Origin of the sequence: Paenibacillus sp. PvR133 (assembly GCF_017833155.1) — a bacterium.
GTDB classification, from domain to species: Bacteria; Bacillota; Bacilli; order Paenibacillales; family Paenibacillaceae; genus Paenibacillus; species Paenibacillus polymyxa_B.
The window spans coordinates 5,543,130-5,569,053 of sequence record NZ_JAFIBS010000001.1; the positions used below are offsets into that span (position 1 = coordinate 5,543,130).

At 43.2% G+C, this 25,924-nt stretch carries 26 protein-coding genes and 1 pseudogene; 7 read left to right on the forward strand and 20 right to left on the reverse strand.

All coding sequences use genetic code 11. From position 1 onward, the window contains the following. Positions 1–151: 151 nt before the first annotated feature. The 6 genes from JOE49_RS24235 to JOE49_RS24260 all read right to left on the reverse strand — a co-directional run bounded on the left by JOE49_RS24235 (position 152) and on the right by JOE49_RS24260 (position 4,733). On the reverse strand, positions 152–835 hold the full coding sequence (locus tag JOE49_RS24235; protein ID WP_028542218.1) for a DUF5819 family protein: 684 nt from the start codon (positions 833–835) through the stop codon (positions 152–154). Between the two features lie 75 nt (positions 836–910). Further along, positions 911–1,228, reverse strand: a complete 318-nt coding sequence (locus tag JOE49_RS24240) for a hypothetical protein (RefSeq protein WP_028542217.1) — start codon at positions 1,226–1,228, stop codon at positions 911–913. Between the two features lie 492 nt (positions 1,229–1,720). Further along, positions 1,721–2,233, reverse strand: a complete 513-nt coding sequence (locus JOE49_RS24245; RefSeq protein ID WP_028542216.1) for a copper amine oxidase N-terminal domain-containing protein — start codon at positions 2,231–2,233, stop codon at positions 1,721–1,723. Positions 2,234–2,458: 225 nt separating this feature from the next. Next, entirely contained in the window at positions 2,459–2,983 is a 525-nt protein-coding gene (locus JOE49_RS24250; protein WP_209943251.1) for a VOC family protein, read from the reverse strand. A gap of 51 nt (positions 2,984–3,034) precedes the next feature. Next, positions 3,035–3,661: a type 1 glutamine amidotransferase family protein gene (locus JOE49_RS24255; protein ID WP_209943253.1), complete on the reverse strand. Its 627-nt coding sequence runs from the start codon at positions 3,659–3,661 to the stop codon at positions 3,035–3,037. 109 nt (positions 3,662–3,770) lie between these two features. Then, positions 3,771–4,733, reverse strand: coding sequence for a helix-turn-helix transcriptional regulator (locus JOE49_RS24260; RefSeq protein WP_209943255.1), 963 nt, complete (start codon positions 4,731–4,733; stop codon positions 3,771–3,773). A gap of 381 nt (positions 4,734–5,114) precedes the next feature. Between JOE49_RS24260 and JOE49_RS24265 the strand changes: the two genes are divergently transcribed. The 4 genes and pseudogenes from JOE49_RS24265 to JOE49_RS24280 all read left to right on the forward strand — a co-directional run bounded on the left by JOE49_RS24265 (position 5,115) and on the right by JOE49_RS24280 (position 7,439). Further along, entirely contained in the window at positions 5,115–5,291 is a 177-nt protein-coding gene (locus tag JOE49_RS24265; RefSeq protein ID WP_209943257.1) for a hypothetical protein, read from the forward strand. After that, positions 5,282–6,742 (forward strand): annotated as a pseudogene (locus JOE49_RS26595) (hypothetical protein); the annotation flags it as partial. The gene JOE49_RS24265 and the pseudogene JOE49_RS26595, both read left to right, overlap by 10 nt. 13 nt (positions 6,743–6,755) lie before the next feature. Continuing rightward, a complete protein-coding gene (locus tag JOE49_RS24275) occupies positions 6,756–7,130 on the forward strand; it encodes a hypothetical protein (RefSeq protein WP_209943259.1) in 375 nt (124 codons plus the stop codon). Between the two features lie 144 nt (positions 7,131–7,274). Beyond that, positions 7,275–7,439: a recombinase family protein gene (locus tag JOE49_RS24280; RefSeq protein WP_209943262.1), complete on the forward strand. Its 165-nt coding sequence runs from the start codon at positions 7,275–7,277 to the stop codon at positions 7,437–7,439. A 920-nt stretch (positions 7,440–8,359) separates the two neighbouring features. Here JOE49_RS24280 and JOE49_RS24285 read toward each other — a convergent pair. The 10 genes from JOE49_RS24285 to JOE49_RS24330 all read right to left on the reverse strand — a co-directional run bounded on the left by JOE49_RS24285 (position 8,360) and on the right by JOE49_RS24330 (position 19,436). After that, positions 8,360–9,241 carry a carbohydrate ABC transporter permease gene (locus JOE49_RS24285; RefSeq protein WP_209943264.1) on the reverse strand — a complete coding sequence of 294 codons (882 nt, stop codon included), beginning with the start codon at positions 9,239–9,241 and terminating at the stop codon, positions 8,360–8,362. 55 nt (positions 9,242–9,296) lie between these two features. Beyond that, positions 9,297–10,178: a carbohydrate ABC transporter permease gene (locus tag JOE49_RS24290; RefSeq protein WP_209943266.1), complete on the reverse strand. Its 882-nt coding sequence runs from the start codon at positions 10,176–10,178 to the stop codon at positions 9,297–9,299. Between the two features lie 26 nt (positions 10,179–10,204). After that, positions 10,205–11,548 (reverse strand): extracellular solute-binding protein, encoded by a 1,344-nt coding sequence (locus tag JOE49_RS24295; protein ID WP_076295839.1) that lies wholly within the window; start codon positions 11,546–11,548, stop codon positions 10,205–10,207. A 137-nt stretch (positions 11,549–11,685) separates the two neighbouring features. Continuing rightward, positions 11,686–12,486, reverse strand: coding sequence for a response regulator (locus tag JOE49_RS24300; protein ID WP_023989783.1), 801 nt, complete (start codon positions 12,484–12,486; stop codon positions 11,686–11,688). Positions 12,487–12,488: 2 nt separating this feature from the next. After that, positions 12,489–14,255, reverse strand: a complete 1,767-nt coding sequence (locus JOE49_RS24305; RefSeq protein ID WP_209943267.1) for a cache domain-containing sensor histidine kinase — start codon at positions 14,253–14,255, stop codon at positions 12,489–12,491. 280 nt (positions 14,256–14,535) lie between these two features. After that, positions 14,536–15,528: a Gfo/Idh/MocA family protein gene (locus tag JOE49_RS24310; RefSeq protein WP_209943269.1), complete on the reverse strand. Its 993-nt coding sequence runs from the start codon at positions 15,526–15,528 to the stop codon at positions 14,536–14,538. A gap of 213 nt (positions 15,529–15,741) precedes the next feature. After that, positions 15,742–16,185: a HEAT repeat domain-containing protein gene (locus JOE49_RS24315; RefSeq protein WP_013311410.1), complete on the reverse strand. Its 444-nt coding sequence runs from the start codon at positions 16,183–16,185 to the stop codon at positions 15,742–15,744. 224 nt (positions 16,186–16,409) lie between these two features. Beyond that, entirely contained in the window at positions 16,410–16,751 is a 342-nt protein-coding gene (locus JOE49_RS24320) for a cupin domain-containing protein (RefSeq protein WP_023989787.1), read from the reverse strand. 89 nt (positions 16,752–16,840) lie between these two features. Beyond that, positions 16,841–18,085 (reverse strand): PTS ascorbate transporter subunit IIC, encoded by a 1,245-nt coding sequence (locus tag JOE49_RS24325; protein WP_226887745.1) that lies wholly within the window; start codon positions 18,083–18,085, stop codon positions 16,841–16,843. Between the two features lie 328 nt (positions 18,086–18,413). Then, on the reverse strand, positions 18,414–19,436 hold the full coding sequence (locus JOE49_RS24330; protein ID WP_209943271.1) for a substrate-binding domain-containing protein: 1,023 nt from the start codon (positions 19,434–19,436) through the stop codon (positions 18,414–18,416). A 339-nt stretch (positions 19,437–19,775) separates the two neighbouring features. Here JOE49_RS24330 and JOE49_RS24335 point away from each other — a divergent pair, with 339 nt between their 5' ends. Then, positions 19,776–20,969, forward strand: a complete 1,194-nt coding sequence (locus JOE49_RS24335; RefSeq protein WP_209943273.1) for a glycoside hydrolase family 5 protein — start codon at positions 19,776–19,778, stop codon at positions 20,967–20,969. A gap of 281 nt (positions 20,970–21,250) precedes the next feature. After that, positions 21,251–21,580, forward strand: coding sequence for a hypothetical protein (locus JOE49_RS24340; protein ID WP_209943275.1), 330 nt, complete (start codon positions 21,251–21,253; stop codon positions 21,578–21,580). 149 nt (positions 21,581–21,729) lie between these two features. Here the strand turns inward: JOE49_RS24340 and JOE49_RS24345 are convergent, their stop codons facing one another. From JOE49_RS24345 to JOE49_RS24360, 3 genes are all read right to left on the reverse strand, one after another. Then, complete coding sequence (locus JOE49_RS24345; protein WP_025723258.1) at positions 21,730–22,311, reverse strand: NAD(P)H-dependent oxidoreductase; 582 nt, start codon at positions 22,309–22,311, stop codon at positions 21,730–21,732. A gap of 74 nt (positions 22,312–22,385) precedes the next feature. Then, entirely contained in the window at positions 22,386–22,970 is a 585-nt protein-coding gene (locus tag JOE49_RS24350) for a TetR/AcrR family transcriptional regulator (protein ID WP_209943277.1), read from the reverse strand. A 437-nt stretch (positions 22,971–23,407) separates the two neighbouring features. Continuing rightward, entirely contained in the window at positions 23,408–24,031 is a 624-nt protein-coding gene (locus JOE49_RS24360; RefSeq protein WP_209943279.1) for a DUF4183 domain-containing protein, read from the reverse strand. Positions 24,032–24,485: 454 nt separating this feature from the next. On the opposite strand from JOE49_RS24360, the gene JOE49_RS24365 reads away from it, so the two are divergent. After that, complete coding sequence (locus tag JOE49_RS24365) at positions 24,486–24,899, forward strand: DUF4183 domain-containing protein (protein WP_209943281.1); 414 nt, start codon at positions 24,486–24,488, stop codon at positions 24,897–24,899. A gap of 161 nt (positions 24,900–25,060) precedes the next feature. Here JOE49_RS24365 and JOE49_RS24370 read toward each other — a convergent pair whose 3' ends face one another. After that, complete coding sequence (locus JOE49_RS24370) at positions 25,061–25,798, reverse strand: cyclase family protein (RefSeq protein WP_209943283.1); 738 nt, start codon at positions 25,796–25,798, stop codon at positions 25,061–25,063. Positions 25,799–25,924 lie beyond the last annotated feature (126 nt).

Consider the following 25,924-nt stretch of genomic DNA (forward strand, 5'->3'; position numbering starts at 1 on the left):
CTTGTACCCAGCAGAATATATATTAATTCCAGATTCGTGCCAAAAAAAATATCTTTGTTTATAATGAATAAAATAATTGAAAAGTAATATCAACCCGATACATATCCGAAGGATACTTGTGCCAATAAGAAAGCGTTCATTCATAAAAAAATTACGGTAATTCAACAACATCCTTTACAACTCCTTTCCAACCATATACGACATTATCTTCTTTCACTTTAAAATGAAGATCATCTCGCTTTGAATATGGAATTGCATCCGATATTGAGGTCATAAACTGGACATCGGTTATTTCATGTTTCAAAAACTCTCTTTTCGCAAACGCAGAGGCATAGCGGTATATGATTTGTTCAACTTGATCCGAATCCTTTTCTAAAGAAGCATTTATTTCTTTGGCGACATTATCTTTTTTAGATATTTTCTCCATTAATTTATATGTTAGATCATCTTTTCCTCCTATATATAATTGATGTATGTATCCACTTCCAATTCTGAGCATCCTATTATAAGGTGAAAATACTGTCGTCTCATTCGTCCTGATCATAGGTTCAGTAACATCATACCAATTGCTTATAACAGTTTTGGTACTGCCCTCCCCCTTATACTTCACACGTACATATAATTTTAGATTTTGAGTCATAGGCTGGGGAGCAAATAGATGCCAGTTTTGTTGAAAAAACCGTCCAACATAGTTATCAGTTACTGATTTCAATGAAACAGAGACCGGGTTAAGCGGTCCAGCGTGAAGAAAAATAAAGAAGAAATGAACCATCAAGAACAACGATAAAGAGAATAACGTAGCATTTAAAATAAACGCTTCACTTCTTTTTTTCATTTAAGCAATCACCTCTTTTAAATAACATCAGGGAGAGAGAAATATAAAAATCTGATCCTCTCCCTGATGTTTCAGCTATTTATCAAAAATTACATCTGCATTCTCTACATCACTACTAGAAGCACCTGTACCTAATAGACTTCCTAAGCGGGTCGCTTCCCTCAAAGCATCCTTGTTAGCTTCATAAGCTGCTTTACCAACTTGTACTGCTTTACGAGCAAGGGATGCTATTGCTTGAGGCTCAACAGCAGCACCATTTGCATTCACGCTAATTAAAGGAGAAGAATTTCCAGAGGAAACGTCATAATCAGAAGCGTAAGAAGCGCTTAAACTTACAGTAGAGAAGGCTGTGATGGCTAAAGCTAGACTAAGTATTGTTAATTTTTTCTTCATAGATAATTCCTCCTAAGATGGTTAGTAACAAAATAATTTCAATTCCTTAGTTTTATGACTTTTTTATCATAAATACTATTATTCAATATAATTACTTAATATATCACTCCCTTCCATATTTTATATCTTATTTTCCCTTGCCAAAAATCATAAGCATAAATTTTTAGTAATTAAAATTAAAAATTATTTCGGATTATATCCTATTCCAGCAGGTGTCGCGCTTCATTTTAAAATCCATCAAAAGAAGAAAACAGCAATGTCTACAAGTTCCAACAAACTCTGTGCCTTAAATAGTTTTATGTCTACATTTGGTCTACAATAAGGGTGACTAAAAGCAAAAACCCGCTCAATGAGCGGGTTTCAGTATAGAGACATGGGGACTTGAACCCCTGTTCCAAACTTTTTGATATACATTAAAATTGCTACTCCTCAAACTCTACGACCCAAGATTTAAAGAGCAATTAGTTTTACCCATTTCAAAACTATCAAGCATTATTTCTTAATGTCAACATGTAATGTTCCATTGATCGTAGTTGAATTTACTGTAGCTCCCAGAACTTCCGAAACAAATCTAAGAGGTACCATAACCCGATTTGGATATTCCGGCATAATGGGAGCACTCGGCATCATCTTTTCTTCATCGTTCACGTATGCAACTTTGCTACCCACGGTTAATCGTATAATTGTACCATTCTTCGATTTAATTGTAACTTCTTGTGTAGGCATGTTCCATGAGACAGACTCTCCTAGCCCTTCAATTATGAATTTAATAGGAACATATACGGTGTTTGTGGATCTCTCTATATACGGACTGACGTCTGTCGTCAAGGTGCTATTATTTTCGTTTGTGGCTCTCTCTAGAAATGGATCTAATGTCAAAGCGCTGTTATTTACAGAAACTTCAACATTATAACTAAATTTAGATCCCGCATGTGCTCTCTCAACTGAGACTAAAGAAACGAACACAAAGATAACAGCTAAGGGTAAAATTATACGTTTTAACATGGTTTACCTCTCTCTATTTATCGACTAGACCCTCATTGAGGAGCTAAAACACCACCTATGCATCCTGTATTCAATCTTTCCTTACTGACAGTGAACAGCGCTCAACATGCCTTATGTGGTGATAAAGATGCCGTATTTTCCGCCAACTAATTGCCACCAGAATTTCGATTACATCATTTTAGCAGATTGTCACTTTAATACATTTTACCAAAGAAGTAATTGCATTTATTCTCCACTAAAGCCTTTGGCCCATTCAGCAACCCTACGACTACTTTCTTCTTCTGACAAATCCTCGATCCTGGTCATAATAGACCATCTCACTCCACAAGGATCCAATATACTTCCGAATCGATCACCTGAAACAAAGTTTGCAACTGGTTCCCTTACTTTTGCTCCTCTTGCTACCGCATTTTCAATGACCTGATCAACATTCATTACGTAAATTCCAAAAGAATAACACGCATTGTCTCCATCTGGCGGCAAGACCAATTGATATGCCGGATTCACTGCTCCCAGCTGCAAAAAACCATTTCCAAAATCTAATTCCGCATGAACAATTATTCTATTGCCATTCTCATCAGGATATTCAGTAATATCCTTAACCCTTGCATTGAAAACCGTTTTATAGAACTCTATTGCTTCCGAAGGATCCTTCACTGTAATAAAAGGGGTAATAGATGTAAAGCCGTTGGGTGTTCCCTTCTTTGTATATTTACCTGACACTCCCACATATTCTCTGCTTTCAGTCATTTATACTCCTCCTTTAAATGATCGTAACAGTTCTATTTTGTGCTTATACCTTTATTGGATTGAATTCATCAACTCATAGTAATATTTGGATGCGCGAGTCTTATTTAGACTATACCAGGCTTCTAATGTTTTAGAAGAAAACACACACAGAGCTTTCAAGACGTGTACGGAAAATTCCAACGGAGCTGTTCCAGATGCAGTGATCAGTTTTCCATCCGTTACAGCAGACTCCACTTTGTAATAATTTTCGCCCGTGTAGGTGGGACAGGTCATTTTGAGATATTCCAGGTCATTGCTTGTATGCCAACGTGAATTCAGCAATCCTGCCTGGGCAAGTCCCATGGTAGCACCACAAATCGCTGCAACCCATATCCCTTCCTCTAAACACCTTTCAGCAATTTTTAAGATCGGTTGATGAATGGTTTCTGTCCATGTATTTCCACCGGGTAAAATCAATATATCCGTACTCTCAATGCTGCACTCATCCAGTTTAATATCAGGCAGGATTTTCAATCCGCCCATTGTAGTTACAGGAGTCTTTTCCATTCCCACGGTAACTATTTTGGATGGAAACAGCCCCTTTTTATAATATCTTCCCGAGTTCAGTTCGGCAGTTAAGTAACCGATCTCCCAGTCTGCCATGGTGTCAAACACATAAAGATATACCGTACTATTCATTTACATATTCTCCTTATTTTATAATTTATCAAGTGATACCAACCCTCGGTAATCTATGACTATCCTCATTATAAAAAAGCTTCACTGACATCTGCTGTCAGTGAAGCTTTTAACGTTGATAATATTCCATTAACTCCGACGCAACAGCAACAAGCTTTTTCTTCAAACTCTGTGGTTCGATGACTTGAATCGATTTCCCGTAGGGTAGGAGTAAATAAGGGACATATGTATGAAGTGATTTTTCCTCAAGCAAAAAGATGGCTTGATTGGATGTCCGCTCTTTCAGATGATGCCCCAAAAACCAATGCAGACATAAGTCATCCAATGCCTCGGGCCTGCCTTCGATCATTAAAGAAATTAAACCGTCCTTGCCTACAAAATCTGGTAACAGATTGTGCATAAAAAATTCACGAGCCGAAAAAGCCTCAGGACGCTTAAATAGGATTGGAGTACGCTTGATTTGTAGAATCCGATCTGCCCGAAAGCTACGGATCTCATTTCTTAGGTGACAAAATGCAACAGTATACCATTTATTGTTCCAGTAGACCATTCCATAGGGGTCTATCACCCTATTCTTGGGTTGTTCTTCATGGCTTGTGCGATAATCCATTTCTACAGAGAATTGGTTGGCTACAGCCTGCTCCAATTCTGCCAATATCGGCTGAAGAGAAGGGTCTCCCATGCGGTTAATAACTTCAAATCCGGCTAAATGACGGCTAAGTATACTTTCCTGCTCTTGATTCGAATACATTTTCAATTTTGATGTCGCATTGTCTAATGCCTCACTCAAAGGGTATCCAGCTTCTTTTGCAAAAATAGCAGCATGAAGGAGTGCCTTTTTTTCTTCCATATCAAATAGCAGAGGTGCTCTAATAAAATTATTCAGCAAGCTATACCCACCATTATGACCTGTGTCGGATATTATAGGCACTCCACTGGCACATAGTGCATCAATATACCGATAAACTGTCCTTATATTTATTTCTAACTTTTCGGATATTTGTTTTGCAGTCATTTTTACGCCCGAATTCAGCATCCATAGAATCGCCAGCATATTATCGTTTTTTGGCATAACATGAACCCTCATCTTTCATTTAAGCTCAATCTTATATATATCTTTTTATACTCCCTCTTACCATCTATTATATGCTTTTTCTGCTCAAAACTCCCCTCCCATATCTTCTGCTTCCAGAAATACACATTGTAAATACCGCTTCTAATGGTTCATTCTGTAAACTAAATCTCTCTTTTAACCGATAAATACATATGCTGGGTTTTTTATTAAATATCACCTCTTGTTTCTTAATATCAAATAATCCCCTTAATACATTACATATCTATCTTGACTCACAGTTTGTACTCATCTGCGGCTTCTATAATTCAGAAGCGAATTCAAGATGACGTGCTTTACTTGGAAATACCCATCGCATCTAGAAAGGAGTCATGAACTCACTTGAGCGTTTTATCAGATGGGATCGGATATGAAAGCCTACGCTTTTATGGTCCCTTTCAGCCATTACACATCGAACAACTTCAAATAACACGTGCCATTAATGATCATGCCTTTTTACTTATCAGTGGCATGCTCTCCGAAGAACAAGGAGCTGTATGCATCGGACAGGAGCTTTAGGTGGACCTGCGACGGGTGTGATTCTGAAAGCAACCGCAGCGATCCCTGTTCGGAGCAAAGGAACTCCTACGATTGGAGGCGGTAAGGGGAACGGCATTCATCCGTTGAAACACTTGGCTGGTTTAGCAGTGCAAGGGTTGATTACTCAATACGAGCATGATCAAGCGAGACATGCCTACTATAGCAAATGGATTCTAGGAAAAGTGTATACAAGCGCACGTCATATAGCGCATTCCGGTGGCCCATTAGAGCTGATTCAAAACTTGCTGTCAGCATCAAAAACTATGGTTCATGCCTATCAACAGGTACCTAAAAGTGTTAAAGATAGAATGCTGAGGGAATATAAAGAACAAGAAAAAGCTAGAACTGAAGCTGCCCTTAAAGCAAAAAAAGAAGCTGCGCCACCAGAGCTGACAGAAGCAGACTACGAAAGAATCTGGCAGGATTATCTTAGGGCAGCATATACCGAAGACTTTACACCCAAACTTAAACCGGGGAGTTATCGAGGAGGAGATGGTCTTGTACGTACTCGTGACGGTAAACCGGATCGCCAATACTATAGTGAATGGAAACATAATTATCCCGGCGATTTCTTCATGCTAACTAGGAAGCAAGGAGTATCTGAAGAAGAGAAGAAATGGATGTTCTATGCTATTATCACAGAAAACCCTCTTATGTTTGGTGGTCGAGGGGGGATTGATCATACTAAAGAATTAAAGGGGATACTTTCAAAACTGGGTAGAGGAAAAGGGTTCTTTAATATTTCTTCTGGAGTAAGTGCAAAAGTAAGAGTCCAGGAATTATTAGCGAGACAACAAATAGAAGCTAGAGAAAACATAGCTAACCCAAAAAATAACCAAACTCTTGAAACCAAAGGCTACAAACCACAACCAAATGAAAGGTTAACAACGAAAAACCAATATAAACAACAGGATCAACAGGCAAGGAAAACGCTACGAGAGACTGCCTCCAAGGCAACTAGAGAAGAAAATAGTAAAATTCAAAAGAAGGTCATATATAATGTAGCTAAGAGTACAAATACAAGAAAATCCTCAAATATAAAAGAATATTTAAAAAAGGAAAAAGAAATTGTTAAATCGAAGAATACTAAGGGGACGTCACAAGCTTCTAAATTGGGTGAGTCCAATAACTCCAAAGATTTCCTTGATGCAGCTTTGAAAAGACAAAATCTAGATAAATCTCCGGCTAGTTTTAAAGAAAAATGGTCAGAGGAAGGTTTTGATTTTGAGGTAAGAGCTCATCCTGCTGATCCACGTTATGATAAAACGGGAAGTATATACAGGGTTGCAAGAAGGCAACAAGGAACAAAACCAGGTTCTACTCAAGGTTATGGATGGGAGTATCTCGGTAGTGATGGTAAGTGGTATCCTACAAGTGTGTTGAAATTAAATGATGCTGCTGCAAAAGCAACACATATTCAATTAGAGTAAGGAGTAAAAATACATGAATCTAGATGAGCTAAATAGGACGATTCAGGAGATTAATAATTTCATTAAAAATCAAGATTGGTTTGACTTTGAAGTTAAACAATATGTCGGGAATGAGTTGGTGGTTCAAGGAGGATTGAGTTTAACCTATCCTGATATCGAGATTATATTTAGAGATATTTTTCTCACATCACTTCCTATGGAATGGAAGACTGATACATCGGGAACAGTTTTAACAATACTTGAAGGAGATGAAGAGAAGAAAATTAATGAGGAATTTCAGGTGGAGTATTTGCATCACATTTTTAAGTTCACTCCCGAAGACTATCCTAGTAATTTTGGTTGTATAATTGCAGCAAAGCACGTATCTTATAATATTTTAAAGCCTTAAAATTTAATTGTGGGGTTCAAACCCCAACAACAAGATCGTACAATACAACCAACAAACCAAACACTTAAAAACTTGACAAATACACTTGATAAACTTACAAAGCTCTTTTCCACTTGAACCTGCTGAACGGGAAAATGGTGCGGGATGCGAGATGAACAGCAAACCAGCACCGTAAAGTACATCTTTCAGGAATATGTAGAAGGAACGACCTCCTACCGCATCGCCAAGTTACTGAACAAAGCCGGGATTCCAACCAAGACAGGCAAGGCATGGACCCTCGTACAGGTACATACAGAATGTACTCAGTAAACGAAACCTATACGGGCTAAATACCTATCACGGTAGTAAGGAGCAAAACGGCATTCGGTAGAAGGACGTATTCCCATGTGTCATTAGTCTGCAGTTATGGAACAAGCGAGAGAATGCAAACGATTATCATAGCAGCCTTGTGAGAACCCGGTGATCTGACGTTTTCAAGGGTATTCACCACAAAAGACACCGGGACAGGCAGCAAACGGCGAGATCGTGAAAGCACGTTGGCAAGAGGAAGGAAGTTAGGAACAACCGATCACGTTCAGCCTATTAACTCTTGTCTGCCCGGATGTTATACTAACCTCACAGCATCGACGCTGCTGTTAAGCAAACTTGACCAAGCACTTTATCAACTTCTAAATGATCAACTTTTTTAACTTTGAACACTTGATTTTCCTATAACGGGCGACAAGTGCTTTTTGCGTTTAGCGACCTGAAAATAAGCGTCGTCCGTTAATTATATAATTAGTCTATTAACTCTAAAAAAATACAGTCATAAGTCATAAAAAGCGTGTAAGCAAAGGAGGGTAGTAAGTGATGAAAGCCAAGACTTCTATAGACAAGTATGTGTTGAAAAATAAGGATGTGGCGCGAAGTGGTTTACGTATACGACAGCAAAATATTATCATTTGAATAGTGGAAAGCTGTTACATAGAATAGGTCAGTTATGATGAACCCCATTAGAATGGATATAGTAAAAGCTAGCCACCCTAAAAAAGTTTATTTTAGTGAAGTTCTTGTTCTCCCAAGCAAATAGTCCGAAATTTAATTTCACACAAAAGAACAATGGCTCGCAATCATCTTCAACTCAAACTAGACTCGCATAAAAAAGCACCTCCTAGCATTCATCGGACAAACCAAGAGGTTTGTTCCAATGTCTACACTAGGGGGCACTCTTCTAATCTGGGGAATTTGTTTTATCCCTTAACCGACCCGGCCGCGATCCCTTCCACAATTCGGTCACTCATGATGAGAAACACGAGCAAAATGGGCAAAATGCTGATCATCAACGTAGCTCCGATAGCTCCCCAGTCGGTCGTATATTGTCCAATAAAGTTTTGGACGCCTACAGTCAGTGTTTTGTTTTCGTCCGAGCTGATGAACGTATTGACGAAAATAAACTCATTCCAGTTATAGATCATGTTAATAATAGATGTCGTTGCCATGACGGGGGTTGTCATGGGCAGTATGATCCGAAAGAACATCCGGTTGACGGAGCAACCGTCCATAACGGCCGCTTCTTCCACTTCACGGGGCAAGGCGTAATAGAAGCCCAGCAAGATCATCATCGTTGTCGGCAGATTAAAAGCAATATACGACAGGATGATGGAGAGTGAAGTGTCTGTTAAATGCAGTTTGAGAAACATACTGAACAACGGAATCAAGGTGGAATGGACTGGAATCATTAGTCCGACCATAAAGAGCCCGAGAACCAGCTGGCTTCCTTTCCACCGCATACGCGTAATGGCAAACGTTACAAAGCTGGCTAGCAGCACCGTTAGCGCCACGGATATGACCGTAATCCACACACTATTGAAAAAGTACCGCCCGATGTTGCCGCTGGTCCACACATTCATATAGTTCTCCCAATGCGGCTGGGACGGGAGTGCAAACGGCGGAAGGTTAAACACTTCCTGATTATTTTTAAGCGAGAACAGCATCAGCCACACCAGCGGTAAAAGCTGCGTCACCGCCAAGATGATTAAAATGATATACAAAGCGGCATAACCGACCCGATTTAACATTTTGCCGCGGCTAGCGACTCCAAGCGGATAGTTGGCGGCTGCCTGGGTTTTCATATCCGTTCCTCCCTCTTCCTGTCCTTTGTTACCCTCATCTGTTTGCAAGACTGGATTATGAATACTGGATGGTTTCACTTGTGGCCGTAACCTTACGGATCAGCCACGTAGCGATCAGACAGATGAGCAGCAGGGCAAAGGCTGTAGCGCTGCCGTATCCAAAATCAAAGCTGCGGAATGCCTGGTGGTACATGTAAGAGGCCATCACTTCACTGGCTCCATTCGGTCCACCGTCCGTCATGACGTAGATAAGGTCAAAATATTTAAGCGAGCCGACAATGGACAATATGATCGTAACGTTAATCACCTCGCGCAGCAGGGGCAATTTGATACGAGTCGCAATCTGCCAGGCACTGGCCCCGTCGATCCGGGCAGCCTCCATCAGCGTTTCGGGAATGTTTTTCAGCCCGGCATAGTAGATCAGGATATAAAAGCCTGCATATTGCCAAATAATCGGGATAAACAAGGCAATCAACACCAGAGACGGATTAGCTAACCATTCAGGTGGGTTGTGAACGCCGACCGACACCAGTAAGGAATTGAGCACTCCGTTCGTTGGATGATATATTTTGAGCCATAGCTGTGCGATTGCTACAGAAGACAGCAGCATGGGAATCAGATAAATTTTCCGCAGCAGATTCGCTCCCTTGATTTTCCCTGACAAAATCATCGCAATGACCAGATAACCGATCAGACTAATACCTGAAAACAAGGCCAACAGCAGCGAATGCCAGGCACTTTGCCAGAACGCTTTGTCTGTGAACAAATGTTGATAATTGTCCAGCCCCACAAAAGTCATAGAGCCGATTCCATTCCACTGATTCAGGCCGTAATAGCCGGTCAGTACGATGGGTACATATATTACGGCGAATAACAGCAGCAGAGAAGGCAATACATATAGAGCAATAACAAGCTTATTCGACATGACCTTTTCCACGGTCGGACCTCCTTAGGTGGTCAATTTCAATTCCCTTTCTCGATGGCAGCCTTATGCTGGTCGGCAAATTGTTGCGGTGTCACCGCTTTACCAAACAACGCCTGAATCATATTCAAATGCACCTGCGCTGCATTCGGCTTCATCTGTACATCGGCGAACAATGTAATGCTGCTAGCTTGATTCAGTCCGTTCAGCAAATCGACATACAGCTTGGGCAAATTTTCTTTGGAGGTGTCCACTTTCGTCGCCGGAATAACGCCTGCCTGTGTGACTGATTGTTCTCCCCATTTGACTACGAAGTATTCAACGAACGCTTTGGCCTCTTCTTTCACCTTGGAATTTTCCGAAACGAACAAGCCTACTCCCGGACCTCCTACCCAACTGTTCTCGTTGCCCTTGCCGCCTGCAACCATCGGGAATTTAAAGAAGCCAATTTGATCTTTAAATGCTTGTGGGATTGCGGGATTGGTCGTAAAATTCGGCAATTCCCAAGTAGCCATCAAATACATAGCTGCCTTGTCGTTCATAAACTCGGATTTTCCCTCATCATTGGACAAGCCGTTAAATCCTTTGTTAAAGGCATTCATATCCACAAGCGTCTGGACTTCGGAGGCCGCCTGAATTAAACCAGGGTCATCGAACGAACCTGAGCCGTCAATCGCTTTTTTCAGCGTTTCGTTACCCGCTATACGCTCTGCCAGATACATGTACCAGAGTGAGCCGGTCCAGCGGTCTTTATTGCCCAATGCAATCGGTGCAACTCCATGATCCGTAAGTGTTTTCACAACCTGCTTAAACTCGTCAAATGTCGCAGGTACCTTCAAGTTGTATTTTTGGAATATGGCTTTATTGTAATAAATAGGTGTTATGTTCAATTCAATCGGAAGCGCATACGTTTTGCCATTCAGCGCATAAGCTTCGGTCGTTCCTGGTACAAATTTGTCCTTCAGCTTGGAACCATTCAACAGGTCATCCATCGGTGTAAATAATCCACCTTTAACGTATGGCTCCATAAAGCCCGCTGCCCAGGTGATTCCGATATCCGGCAATTCATTGGAAGCTGACAGCACTTTGAGTTTGTTTTTATATTGTTCATTTTCCAGCACTTCCTGCTGAATGACGACATTCGGATGATCCTTTTGGTATTGATCTATAATCTGAGTCACAAGCTTGCTCTGCTGTGCCGAGCTTCCCTCTGGCCACAGGTGCATCATTTTGAGTGTAACCTTTCCCCCTTCTCCACTGGAACCGCCTTGACCATCCTTACCAGCACCGCAACCGGATAGCACCAGCATGAATGACAGCAGCAGGGTCAACCCAGCAAACCATTTTTGATGTGAGCGCTTACGTAAACCATACTTGTTGGACATCGTTAGACCTCCGTTTGTTGTATTTATATTTTTTTGTAACCGTTATCATTTGTAAGTTTAGCACTCCATTCCTGCTTCCAACAGGGTACGCTCATTGGGTATAATTCCACTTTTATTGGGTTTGATCTGCCTATACGTCAGTCGATATTCTCCGGCCCTGTACGCATCTGCTGCCTGTAGCGGCTGGGACTTACCCCCTCGGTCGCTTTGAATACTTTAATAAAATATTTATCTGTTCGGTAGCCTGATCGCTCGCCGATTTGGGCAATCGTTAACTGAGTATGCAGCAGCAACTCCTTAGCCCGTTGGATCCGTAGCCGATGCAGATATTCGCTGAAGGACAAACCACTTTGCTCCTTGAATAAAACACTAAAATAGCTGGCATTCAGGTGTGAATGCGCGGCAGTCTGCGCCATCGTAATGGATTCGTGAAGATGCTCCGCCATATAGGTGAAGGCACGTCGTACCGGATCACTAAGAGTAGTTGCCTGGAGATCAAGCTCTAGCAGAACAGGGTCAGCCAGCTTGTCTAGCTTCTCGTACCGCTGCCGCTCCTCTTCCAGCCGAAGCGCTTCATTGACCGCATTCAGCAGCTCCTGCTTATCAATCGGTTTGAGCAAATAATTGACGGCTCCCAGACGAAGAGCCTGCTGGACATAATCAAACTCCGCATAACCCGAGATGACAATGATCGCTGGTCGTCGTGAATCCCGTTCCAGAGAGCGGATTAAATCCAGCCCACTGAATTCCGGCAACCGGACATCCGTAATCAACAGATGAACTGTCTCCGCTCGCAGTATATTTAATGCTTCCAAACCATTATCGAATGTTACAATCCGGTATTTCCCGGCGGCCCATTGCTCCAGTGTCTGGTGTATCCCCTGACGTGTTCGCTGTTCATCGTCTACAATGACAATGGTTTTGGATGAAACACTCATTCCTACCGCCCTCCATATTCATCAGGAATTTCAAAAGCGACCACTGTTCCTTCCTGCTCAGCACTATGTATCAGCACACCATCCGTTGAATAAGATGCGCTGTCATAATAAAGAGCAAGCCTGCGCTGCACATTCACTAGTCCCATACCGGTTCCCTTGCTCTGGCAGGCTGCTCCCCCCATCAACGCTGTACGCACAGCTGCAAGTTCTTCCAGTGTCATTCCAGGTCCGTTATCTATGACCGCGATCTTGGTCCAACCCGTTCTGGTCGAAGGAGTGACACTAATTTCAACACGGCCGTTGCCGATGCGATTTTCGACACCATGCAAAATGGCATTCTCTAGAATAGGCTGGATCAGCAGTTTAGGAAGCGGAATTCTGGCTGCCTCCGAAGGCATATGAATTTGCCAGCTCAGACGTTCACCCAGACGCATCTCCATCAGTTCCAGATAACGACGGATTTGCGCCATTTCTTCCCCGAGGGTCACCCAAGAGTCATGGTGAGCAGGTTCGATAACATAACGAAACAGCCGCGACATGGACACCATCAGCCCGGCAAGCTCCTCTTCTCCCTTCTCCTGTAGCGACCAGTTGAAAGCATCCAGCGTATTAAAAAGAAAATGCGGATTGATCTGCGCCTGCAGAGCTTTAAGCTCGGTCTGGCTTTGTAAAACCTCCTTCTCGCAAATAACACGGATCAATTCATTAATATCGACAATCATTGTGTTGTACTCTGCGTTCAATTCTCGCAGCTCGACCGCTGCTGCCGGTTCTGGATTCAGGGCCAATGCCCCTTCCCGTGAACGACGCATCGCCTGAATCAAGTGACCTATCGGTCTGGTAATCAACGTAGACAACATAAAGGACATGAACAGGAATAGCACGGCACCAAGAGACGCAGAAATGATAAGTGTAGTCCGTAAAACCGTAATTCCGTCTGTGACGACACTAACCGGAATCAGGATCAGCAGCGACCAGCCCGTCCGCTCCGACTGCTGAACTGCCTTCACATATTCCCGCTCCCCAATATGAACCGTCTGTGTCTTGCTATGCAGTACACCTGACAAATCCGTCTGGTTCATTGGTTCACCCGACAGCAGCTGGCCTTGTCGATCTACAAGCAGCATAGTTTCATCCGCTTCTTCATTGACCGCTGTCGCACCATTCAGCCCAAAATAACTTCGCTCCATACGGGTAATCAAGTACCCTCCACGTGAGAACCAGCGATCCACCAGGCTCACCTGCCGAATTGCCAGCAGTGACCGGGAGTCTTCGGGATCAATGCCGATCCAGACCAGTCTTCCTTTCATCTGATTCGCTTCCCGGATGTCTGCCTGTCCGATACGTTCCTCCAGACTACCCTCTCTAATCGGAAACAACATCTTCCCTTCAGCGGTATACAGCTCCAGCGAGCCGACACTCGGCATATATGCCTGATAGCTATGCATCACTTGCAGTAGGGATTGACGCTGTACGAAATTTACCTTGCCCCCGTTACGCTCCTCCAGCAAAATATGCTGAACAGACGGGTGATTCGCGACCTGCTCCGTCAAGCTGTCCATCTGGCCGATTAATGCATCCAGCCTACCGCTTGCTTGTACGGCGGTCTGACCAATATGTCGCTCGGCACTGTCTTTTAACAAGTGAGACACATTGAGATAAATGAACGCCCCCGCCACACTCATCATAATGAGCATCACCAGTATAAATCCGATAAAAATCTGATTACGTAATGTGTTTAATGGCTGAAATTTTGACCTTGAACGCATAAGCCTTCTCCCCCTGAACCATCGCAGAAAAAATGGGTGATGATAACGCTTTCCTTTTCCTATTCTATCGCATCGTTCGTCTTTGTTGGCATATTTTCAGCAGAGATTAATCAAAATGGACAGGAATGCTATGAAATAGAAAGGTCGTAGGGTAAACGAAAAAAATGACTCCCGACAAATGCAGGAGCCATCTACTGACCAGTTTACACCGAAGCTTCTTTCAAATCACCCAAACTAAGGTACCGTCCAGGCTCCGAAACTTGTATATGAAATGGGTATCCTATTGGAGCGCAGCCAAAATGCGGTCGCACAGCTCCATCGTTTTCACGTTATCGCGTCCACTTGAATCAGGCGTCCGTCCTTCTTGGCAGCAGTTCATGAAATGTGCGATTTCACCAACAAAACCGCGCAAGTACAAATCACGGTATCCGCCCGACATCGCGGAGGCTGACGGTGTCAGAACCGTATCGTTTTCCGCAAGGGATTTCCAAGGAAGCTCTGTATGACTCTCCGACTTGTGAATGATCAGTGTATTCACCTCATCCGCGTTCGCAAAACCGTGATCAAAGGTTACCGTAATACCTTCACTCTCGCGTGTCCATGCTGTCATACCTGCGAAGTATAGGCTACCCACTACACCATTTTCAAATTTCAGGGTAATCGTATGGGAAATACACTCGCCGTTATCGTTCGCAAATCCGGTAACCTGCGCCACTTCTCCGAACAAATAACGTACCAGATCGACCATATGAACCGCCGCCAGCTTCATGAAATCTTCGCCAGTTTTGCAAAACAGGGTACTGTCCACGAGGAATTTCGCCTGAAACGAGCGTGCGGCTCCAAGCGAGCCACCCTCAATCAATTCTTTTAATTTTATGTATACAGGCGCGTAACGCTTCATGAAACCGACCATCAGTACGACACCCGCTGCTTCTGCCGCATCTGCAATTTGGGCCGCTTCCTCGGCATTCCAGCCCAGTGGCTTGTCTACAAAAACATGTTTTCCAGCCTTAATGCAGTCCAGTACGAGCGAAGGATGATCTGCCGCTTGTGCAATCACGACAACTCCTTCACAGTCTTCCTGCTCCAGCATAGCCTTGTAATTGTCATAAGGTGTGCCACTGCTTCCAAACCGCTGAAGTGCCGTCTTCGATCTGCTTAGATCTCTAGTCGCAATCGCCTGAATTTCAGCACCTGCCCCAATGACAGCAGGATATATATTCGTTGAAGCGTGAAAGCCCGCCCCGATAAAACACAGCCTCGCCTTGCTCATGTTAGTCCCTCCCATGTACACACTAAAATAATCCGATCCCATCGTACCATATTGCCGAAGTATATATACAGTGGCATAAAGATAAAGGACATGATTCTTAAGGAGAACAAGATAAAAAAACCTTAACAAAGATAATCCCTTATCCTTGTTAAGGCTCTGTCTGTATCACCAGCAACAATCCTTAAAAATACATTCAATTACAGGGTTCAGACATTACCTTGTAGATAACGAAGCCCATTTTTGCTCCAGCCACTGATCAAATTCAGCACCCTTGTCACCTTCATAGATGTCATAAATATCGACTCTCATCTTGTGCAGCTTTTCGCGAAAATCGTTATAGGTATGGTCGGCTGGTAAGCTTTTTTTAATCCGCACCAGAATCTTCGTCAGGCCCTTAACAAGCTCACCCTCTTTGCGCACAGGCGGCTGTACATTCTCGCCCCATTCCTGAAGTCTGCGGTAAGCGGCTTCCTGAACGGCATATACCGTATCATTATTCAAACGGTGTGTCAGCAAGTCAATCGTCTGCTGGTTCTTCCATGCACCCAGATCATTTACCGCGGCTAGGCGTGTTTTCCAATCGGAGGTTCGGTTTGCAGCTACTTTAAGCTGCTCATATACTTCTGCAAATTCTTGCTGAGTTTCGTTGTTTTCCAAAATCATCTCATCCTTTTCTAAAAATCACTATATTACTGTTCATCACGATTGCCGTTTGTTAAATATAACATACTTGCAGGTCTTCTTCTAAAAAAAGATAAAAAGAAATGTATCGGACATGACATGGTCAGAAGGCGTTCATTCGCCTCTGTTGTCTGCCGCTGAAAGGCATCGTAAATTCCTCCAGATATCGGGGTAGATAAACCGTATTTTGAAAGGGGAATTTACAGAAAATCTGCACGTGCTGGTGTAAATGCATCTAGCAGAATACCGCCATCCTCCAGTGGGATACAGCCATGAAGAGTATCGGATGGAAAATGGATGCTGTCTCCTTCTTTGACAGTCTGCACTTCCTTTGTTTCGCCATTATCGATCATGAACTTAAAGCTTCCCTTTATTACATAAGTGACTTGTTCATGGACATGCTTATGCAACAGGATCTCCCCTGTTTGGGCTTTAGCAAACATCACTTTGACATACATAAGCTGGTCACTGTGGGCTAGCACTTTCCGGGTGGTATTACTGTCAACGATATCAATTTGAATATCTTGATCGTTAAAAAACATGGATAATTCCTCCTCTTTTTAAGCACAAATGATTTAGACGCAAATGATTTAGATAAGTTATTTTGAAAAAATTCATAAATCGATTTAGTTTAAAACCAACGGAAAATAAGCCAAAGTACTCCGGAAAGGGTAGTAAAGTCGGGATCGGCGAACGTTACCCCTTCGGCACCCAAAAAAGAAAAGAGCGGCAAGGTGAGAGCTGGCAGCAGACAGAGCAAGAATCCATTAAGACAACTGGAAATAACAGCTCCTCTGAAACCACCGCTGGAATTGCCGAATATCGCGGCTGCACCACCAGCGAGGAAGCAGGCCATGATCCCTGGCACAATGACAGGCAATCCGATAAACGGGAAAAGAAAGACGCAGGCAACGCCTGTGAAGAAGCTGACCAAGAAGCCTACCAACGCGGAATTGGGTGATTTGTCGAACAGTACCAGAACATCCACACCAGGGATTGCTCCAGGTGCAAACACTTGGGAGAAACCTTTGAAAGCGGGTACAATTTCAGTTGTGAACAGCTTAACACCTGCTTTTGCGATATACAAGCCGGCAGCAAAAATAGCTGACTGTTCGAGGATGAAGACGATATATTCTTTGCCATCCGATAATTTGCTGACATAATCAGAACCAGCAACCAGTCCAGATACCAGTAAAAGCACAAGCATCGTCAAGGTCGTTGCAACATTGGGGTCGCGCAAAAAACTGATGCGGTCATTAATTTTTACATTTTCGGTGTCATTTTCACGGTTGCCAAAAACTTTCCCTAAATAGGTACCTAGAATGTAAGAGGTCATGGAAGCATGAGCAATCGTATATTCATCCGATTTAATAATGTTTTTGCTGGCATTCCGGAGTAGGTAAGGAAACACCGCCATATAGCTCCCAATTACCAAAGAACCGACGATGATCGTAGTTAGCGAACTGAGACCCAGACCTTTCATAACGGCTGTAGCGGCAAAGCTCATGAACAAAATCAAGTGAAGAGACAAATAAATGTACTTGAACTTGGTCAGGCGTGCAAGCACGATGTTAAGGATCATGGAAAAGAGCAGAATGAGCGCAGCATCCGCCCCGATCTGATCAATGGTCAGTGCCATGATGGCTTCATTGCTTGGTACGACACCTTTAAGGTTGAACGCATAAGAAAAAATTTGACTGAAGTTGGTGAGAACGCCACCTAAAATTCCGCCGCCGACCTTGATCATGGTGAAACCCATAAAAGAAAGGGTAGTTCCCGTAATGATCTCTGATACTTTCTTCCTCTGGAATATAAGGCCGAGTAATGTCACAATCGCGATAATGATGGATGGCTCCCTGATAATGCTCATAAACATTTCCATAGTGATCTCCGACTTTCTTTTATTTATTTTCCATTCTTACTAAATCGATTTAGTAATACTCGAAAAAAATTTCCCTCTCGGGAATGTAAAAAGAAGCAGAATCATTTTTTGTGAATTAAATCACAACTTATTCCATACATTATTCGTTTAAGTTTCCATTCCTCCCCTCTCTTCAATCGCAATCATCACTAAAATCAGGACATACATAAATGAAAGGGTATTCATGACTCGAATCATAAGATCATTATAGCTCTTTATTTTCTTTTTACAATAGAATTTATAAAAACGTTTTCAAAAAGATGAAAAGGACTTATTCAATCATTCAGTTCAGTTTTTGGACAGATTCTCTGTGGTTAATGACCGGATTCATTCGGATGATTTCTGACAGCTCCTCATGATCCTGTTCTTTTTGATCAATTTTCTCCAGCAGTAGCCTGGCACTTCTTTTCCCCATTTCAAAACTCGGCTGGGAAACGGTTGTGATCGGCGGATTATAAAAAGATGCAAAGGATACATCATCTATGCCAATCAAGGAAAAATCATTAGGTATGGTCAGATGATTATTTTTTGCATAAATCAGCACCTGCTCCAAAATCATGTCATTCGTAGCAATGATTGCGGTGGGCGGATGCTCCATATGGAATAGTTGTCCAATCAGATTAGGCATTTCATCCAACCTGCCGCTTTTGATATAGTTTTCATTCACTGGTATGTCATGTTTGCCCAACGTATTTCGATAACCTGACAGCCGCTCACTTCGTGTGGTGATCGCTTTTTTGCCTAAGGGGAACGTGATAATCCCAATGTTGTTATGACCATGCTCAATGAGTGCTTCAACCGCAAGCTCGCTGGCCTTTTCATTATTCAACAGCACTGTGTCTACACTGATTTCATCGATTTTTCGGTCCACAAACACGAAAGGATAGCCATTCTTGGCAAGGGAAACATATAATTTCTTGTTCTCTTCCGTCGGGAAAATGATAAGTCCATCCACTTGCCGAGCAATCATCGACTGGACATACTTTTTCTCTTTGAGCGAATCATCATCGGTATTGCAGACAATGACCTGGACATTTTCCAGTTGGCATTCATCTTCAATTGCACGCACGACTTCTGTTGTAAATCTCGATAAAATGGTTGAAGAAATAACCCCCACAATGAAGGTCTTCTTCTGCTTGAGACTACGTGCCACCTCATTAGGTATATAACTGAGATCCTCAATCGCTTGCTCGATCTTCTTCTTAGTGTTTTCACTCATATAGTTGTATCTCTTTTGCAGAAACTGCGAAACTGTACTCTTCGACACCCCGGCACGTTCTGCAACTTCCTTCATCGTTGTTACCATAATTACCCTCCTTTCTTTTTCTGCATGTCAGGCGTATTAATTTTCAAATATATATATTCTGCAACCTGTATGTAAAGTGAATTTCACTTTATTATATACCTTCTTTTACAGCAGGAAAATATAATAAATGAGGAGTTAGAGCGTGCCCTCCACCTCATATATAACCGCCCCCACAAATGCTGGACACTTAGCTTAACCATCCGTTGTTACGAATCTATTGAATTCGAACGAAATCTTAGAAATATACGAATTTTATGAACTTGTTTGATGGAAGATTTGAACATAAAATGAGAATGTAATCGGTTACAATTTCTTTTAAATAAAGGAGGAAGCAGAATTATGAAGAAAAAAGGACTGAAAAAAACATTTTTCATCATTACCTCCCTCGTAATGGGCTTCACACTGTATGGCTATACTCCCGCTTCAGTAGATGCAGCCAGTGTGAAAGGATATTATCACACCCAAGGAAACAAGATTGTAGACGAATCCGGGAAAGAAGCGGCATTTAATGGCCTGAACTGGTTCGGTCTGGAAACTCCTAATTACACCTTGCATGGACTGTGGAGCCGCTCAATGGACGACATGCTGGATCAGGTGAAGAAAGAAGGCTACAATCTGATTCGTCTGCCTTACAGCAATCAGTTATTCGATTCCAGTTCCCGTCCAGACAGTATTGATTATCACAAAAACCCTGACCTGGTCGGATTAACTCCGATTCAAATTATGGACAAGCTGATCGAAAAAGCTGGACAACGCGGTATTCAGATTATCCTTGACCGTCACCGTCCAGGCTCAGGTGGGCAATCCGAGCTGTGGTACACATCCCAGTACCCTGAGTCTCGCTGGATTAGTGACTGGAAAATGTTAGCTGACCGTTATAAAAACAACCCAACCGTCATTGGTGCGGATTTGCACAACGAGCCACACGGTCAAGCAAGCTGGGGTACAGGCAATGCCTCCACAGACTGGCGTCTGGCGGCACAACGTGCAGGGAATGCGATTCTGTCCGTGAATCCGAATTGGCTGATTCTCGTAGAAGGTGTAGACCACAATGTACAAGGCAACAATAGCCAATACTGGTGGGGTGGCAACCTGACAGGTGTAGCCAACTATCCTGTCGTTCTGGACGTACCGAACCGTGTCGTATATTCTCCTCATGATTACGGCCCTGGTGTGTCTTCGCAGCCATGGTTCAACGACCCAGCCTTCCCGTCCAACCTGCCAGCGATCTGGGATCAAACCTGGGGCTACATCAGCAAGCAAAACATAGCTCCGGTGCTGGTCGGTGAATTCGGCGGTCGTAATGTTGATTTGTCTACTACTGAGGGGAAATGGCAAAATGCACTCGTAGACTATATTGGTGCCAACAACCTGTACTTTACGTACTGGTCCCTGAATCCGAATAGCGGCGACACAGGCGGTCTGCTGCTGGACGACTGGGTTACCTGGAATCGTCCGAAGCAGGATATGCTGAGCCGGATTATGAAGCCTGTTGTTTTCGTAGCAGAACAAGCGAAAGCAACCGCCGAATAGGCACAGGGCTTCACTTCACTTATTGAAAAAGCCGATTTTCCTCCTTCAGGCCAGATTATGCTGGGCTATGAAGATGTGGAGAAACGGCTTTTTTTTGTGATACCTGCAAACCTCCAGGATTACACTCCACGTGTGTACATGTTTTCCTCCCCTTCTTGACGCCTTCTATCCAGTTTTATACATTGTAAATTTCCCATCGAATGGGGCATTTTGTAAACTAAATCTCTCTTTTAACCGATAAATACATATGTTGGATTTGAACTCAGGAAGGAAGATTTCATGTGATTGTTTGGAAGGCTTTTGGTATTTTAAACATCGTTGTTCCAGGGATTTTATTTGTTATAGTCGGGAGTTTAGTATCCGCTCTAGGGCTTGACTCCATAGATTCCCGGCTACCGATGGCTTTTGTGTTCATTGTGTCGGGGGTTATTATCTGGTACTTGGGAAAAGCGCTTAACGCCGACTCGGACAAAGTGCTAGTTGATATGGAAACGGGGCAACGCTATCGAATGGGAACCCAGCACAGTCTGTTTTTTATCCCCATGCATTATTGGGGCCCTGCCGGTCTAGCGATCGGATTTATTTTAATCGTTGCATCGATATTTATATAACGTTGATTGCAAACATGGGCTATCCCGAACACCACAATGCGAGTCAGTTGCTCCCATTGTGGTCTTTTTCCTTTTCGCAGGTCAATTATGATCAGATACCACCATGATTTACCTGTAGGCCAATGAATTTGGGGCAGGCAGGTGAAAACCTAGCTCATATTTCGCCCCAGCTGCTCCACCTTGCTCAGCCAATCGTTGCGCTGCTGATCCGATAATTTATTCATGAGATCAATCGCAGTAGAATGCACCGGTTTGACACCACATAGATGCAGCGTGGAATCCTTCATCATCCGATGTCCAGGCTGTCCCTGGAAAAATCGGTAGTACCAATGCGGACCGTCCATCGTTGTAATGAGGCGGGCCGTTCTTCCTTTTAGAAGCTTGTCAGGCAGGGGTTTTCCTTTTTGATACTTAAACGCAAATCCCGGCATAAAGGTACGGTCAATGAATCCTTTCATTAATGCAGGCAAGCTGCCCCACCAGATCGGAAAGACAAAAACGAGGTGTTCTGCCCATTTAATCGACTCCTGTGCTTGGATCAAATCAGGTTCCAGCGGTAATTTATTACGATATCCACCTAATAGATTTGGATTAAAATCCAACGCGGACAGCTGCAACAAACGAACCTCCGCCCCTGCAGCCTTCGCTCCTTTTACATAGGATTGAGCCAGCGCTTCCCCATAACTGCCAGCGACCGGATTCCCTTGAATCACCAATATTTTTTTAGACATATAAACCACTTCCTACCTTCATATTATGATTTTAGTTAGAAAACACTAACTTTATATTTAAAAAGAAAAGGTCACTACTGACCTTTACTTAATAAAGCAGTTAAACGTTGTTTGACCTCTGTTGCAAATGGAACCAACTGCTGTGGAAGTTCACCTTCCAGGCTGGACACGGACAAGCGTGTAATGGCTCCAATGATGAGCACACCGGATAGCAGAGCATCCTGCTTCGGCAGTTCACCTTGTTGAATCCCCTGTTCGATGAATTCAGTCAACGCCTCCAGCGGCTGACGCACATTCTGGCTCTGACTTGCTTCAACATACAGCTCATGGTGCTGTGATAGTAGAAGCAAACCATACTGGTCCTCATCATGCATATCCAGCACTTCATCCACCAGTTGATGGAAACGACTAACGAAGTTCCCACTCTGCTTGCGATAGAAGTCAATTAATGTGGTGTAGCTATTACAATATTGCCCGAATACTTCCAAGGCCATCGCATCTTTACTCTTAAAATGCTTATAAATCGCGGCATCCGTCACACCAGCAGCCTCTCCAATTTCTTTGACTGAAATCCCGTCAATTCCTTTGGTTGCAAATAAGCACATTGCTGCCTGCAGAATATCTTTCTTTTTGCTGTCTACATGTGTTTTCTTATTCATAAGCTTATAGTAAGTGATAACTAACTAAAATGCAAATTATATTTATGCAGGCTCATTCTGTCTTCATACTTTCATTTGAAATATATTGAATTAAACCTAAAAACCATGTTTTATAAGCGATTAATCATAAATACCCTAAATAATACGTGCATCATCCCATTTTATTCATATAAAAAAGATATGTAACCGAATAAAACGGGCGCTAGGATAGGTGGGACTCATTATGCTTGAGGTGCATGCAGTCACCCAGCAGGGAAAAGACTCAGGCAGTCTTGGATATGGAGCGACGAGTACATTTCCCCGCTGCAAAAAGTCGTACAAGCCATCCATGACCAAGGCCCCAAAGCCGATCTTCAGCTTTGGCGTGTCGGGCGCAAAGGCTCGTTACCCCAAGAAACAGCTGTATCTGCCTCTGGGTTGCCTCACCGCAAACAGTATCATCCACTGGATCGCACACTAAATTGGACAATTTCCACAATAATAGGTGTGCCGGAGAGAATTGCCTCTCCTTCGTTAAGGCGAATCGTCAGCGATAAAGGTGTCAGGCTGTACAATGTGCTTTCTTGTATCATTCCATTAATGTATAGATTGGCATAGCTGTTGCTTCCGACATTAAAACGCTGAAAAGCCTCCTGCACACCATCTACAGAAAATTGATCCGCCATAATCGTGATTGAAGATTCAATTGTAGCAGGTGCAAGATAAAAATACCGCTCAGCCGTAGGAACAATTTCAATATTTGAAATGTCAGCTGCCGGGCCGGTTGGCCCTGTTATACCTCGGGCTCCAGTAGGACCAGCTATGCCCTGCGCTCCAGTAGGGCCGGGTACTCCTGTTGCACCTGGACTTCCTTGGACTCCAGCCGGACCTGGCACTCCTGGCGCTCCCTGTGTTCCTACTGGACCCTGTATTCCTGGTATTCCTTGGATTCCCGGTGTTCCCGCAGTTCCCGGTATGCCTTGTGCTCCTGCTAAACCTGGAATACCTTGTACCCCTGTCAAACCGGGAATGCCTTGTGCTCCTGCCGAACCCGGAACATCTCGCTTTACCGTCTGGCCCATTCTTCTCCTCCGCTTGCTAGGAGTATTTCTATACCGACGTTGCATGATTAGCTTTGGATGCTTTTTGGCATGGAACCCCGTTTTTGTTCTACCTTTGAATGAATAACTTGTTTTACACTTTTTACGTTTGTTGATCTTGTAATGTACGGTCCTCTTTCCTAGCCTCCTTAGTGATGAATCGCGTCTCCTCATACCAGCCGTATACACCTCCTTCTCACATGCTTATTTATGTAGTGTATGCACATCCCCCTTTAGGGTTTTAGGCATTTGTAACCTTCAGATTCCAAGTATTCGCTTCCATCTATATTTGTAGCAAAATAGGGCCTTCTCCATTTACCCTATTATTAATAGAAAGGTTAATATGCCGTTTCCGAATAGGTTGAACAATCATTTATTGATTAAGAGCCAGCGAATGCAAATGGCTCATTACCAGTAAAGAAAGGAGATGAGAACTATGCCAATCATAAAACCTGTGTTTACAGCAGTAGCTACTGCTCCCGTATCAACGGGTGGCGCCATAGCCACGACCGTAGCCCCAGCCACGACTCGCTTTTTTGCAACGATTACAGCTGGAATGATCGGAGCAACAGAAACAACCGTTCCTGCTGCAAGCTTTGTAGATGACGCCGATGCTCCAGTTGTTGCTTTGCCGACATTAGCAGCTACTGATTCTTCTAATTTTTATATTAACGGAGTTATTCAGCAGAGCTCCTTATTCACCCTCACCACAGCAAGTCTGGTCATTGCCTCCGTAGATATTACACCAGGTGTCCCAGTTGTTATAGAAATAACAGATTTTAGCGGCACAACTTCCATTATCGCTACTCAGCCTACCATCTCTGCGCCTACCGTCACTATTATCACTTAACACTTTTCATATTTTTGATTCAAGTTGGACTGAACGGTCATTCACGCTGTACATTACCCCGTATAAGCTAGAAAAGACCGATTCAGATGTCGATATCTGAATCGGTCTTTTAAGTTCAAGATGATTATATAATCGTTTTCAAATGACTGGGTACTGTATGATTAAGGCAAAATAGCAAAGGAGCGCACCGGAAATCCGGGGGAATCTTGAATGCTCGGAACGATATTATATATGACCGCACCCGTCGGGGGCAGCTTATCCAAATTCGTCAGCACTTCAACTTGATACCGATCCTGCTCCAATATGTAATATTCCCCTACCAGCTTGCCAGCTTTGCGATAAGCTACAGAGGAATCGGTATCTAGCGTTTCATGCCCAATGGCAGCCACATTCCGTTCTTCTACCAAAAAGCGCAGCGCCTCCAGCGACCAGCCCGGGCAGTGTGCATCTCCGGCGTCGTCCTTGTTCGAGAAGGCATCTGAATCAGGCCAACGTTTGCTCCAATTACTGCGAAAAGCGACAAAGGACTGATCAGCAATGCGCCCATGCTCTTTCTCAAAGTCCAAAATATCCGCAACCGTAAGTTCATAATCAGAATTGGCTGCAACGGCTGCTGAACGGTCAATGACAACTAGCGGCAAAATCAGCTCCTTCAACGAAAGCTCATGCAAGTACCGTTTGCCCTTCACAAAATGAACGGGTGCATCAATATGAGTCCCATACTGACCGGGAAAGCAGTATTGTTTTACAAAAAAGCCATCATCGTGGGTAAACAGGGTATCCACCTGAACATTATCGAATACTGGAAAATGAGGGATTTCAGGATAAAAAGCGTGGGACAAATCCACCCACTCTTTTTGCTTCAACAACTTCAAGATATCTGCTAAATGCTCTGCCATGATGCCCATTCCTCCTCAGCTTTATTACAAGCCATTTTACCTGAGGATTCTGCAAAAATCTATAAATCGATCTGCTCTTCTAATATATAAACAGAAATCTATTTTGTGCGACGGTATGGACGAAGA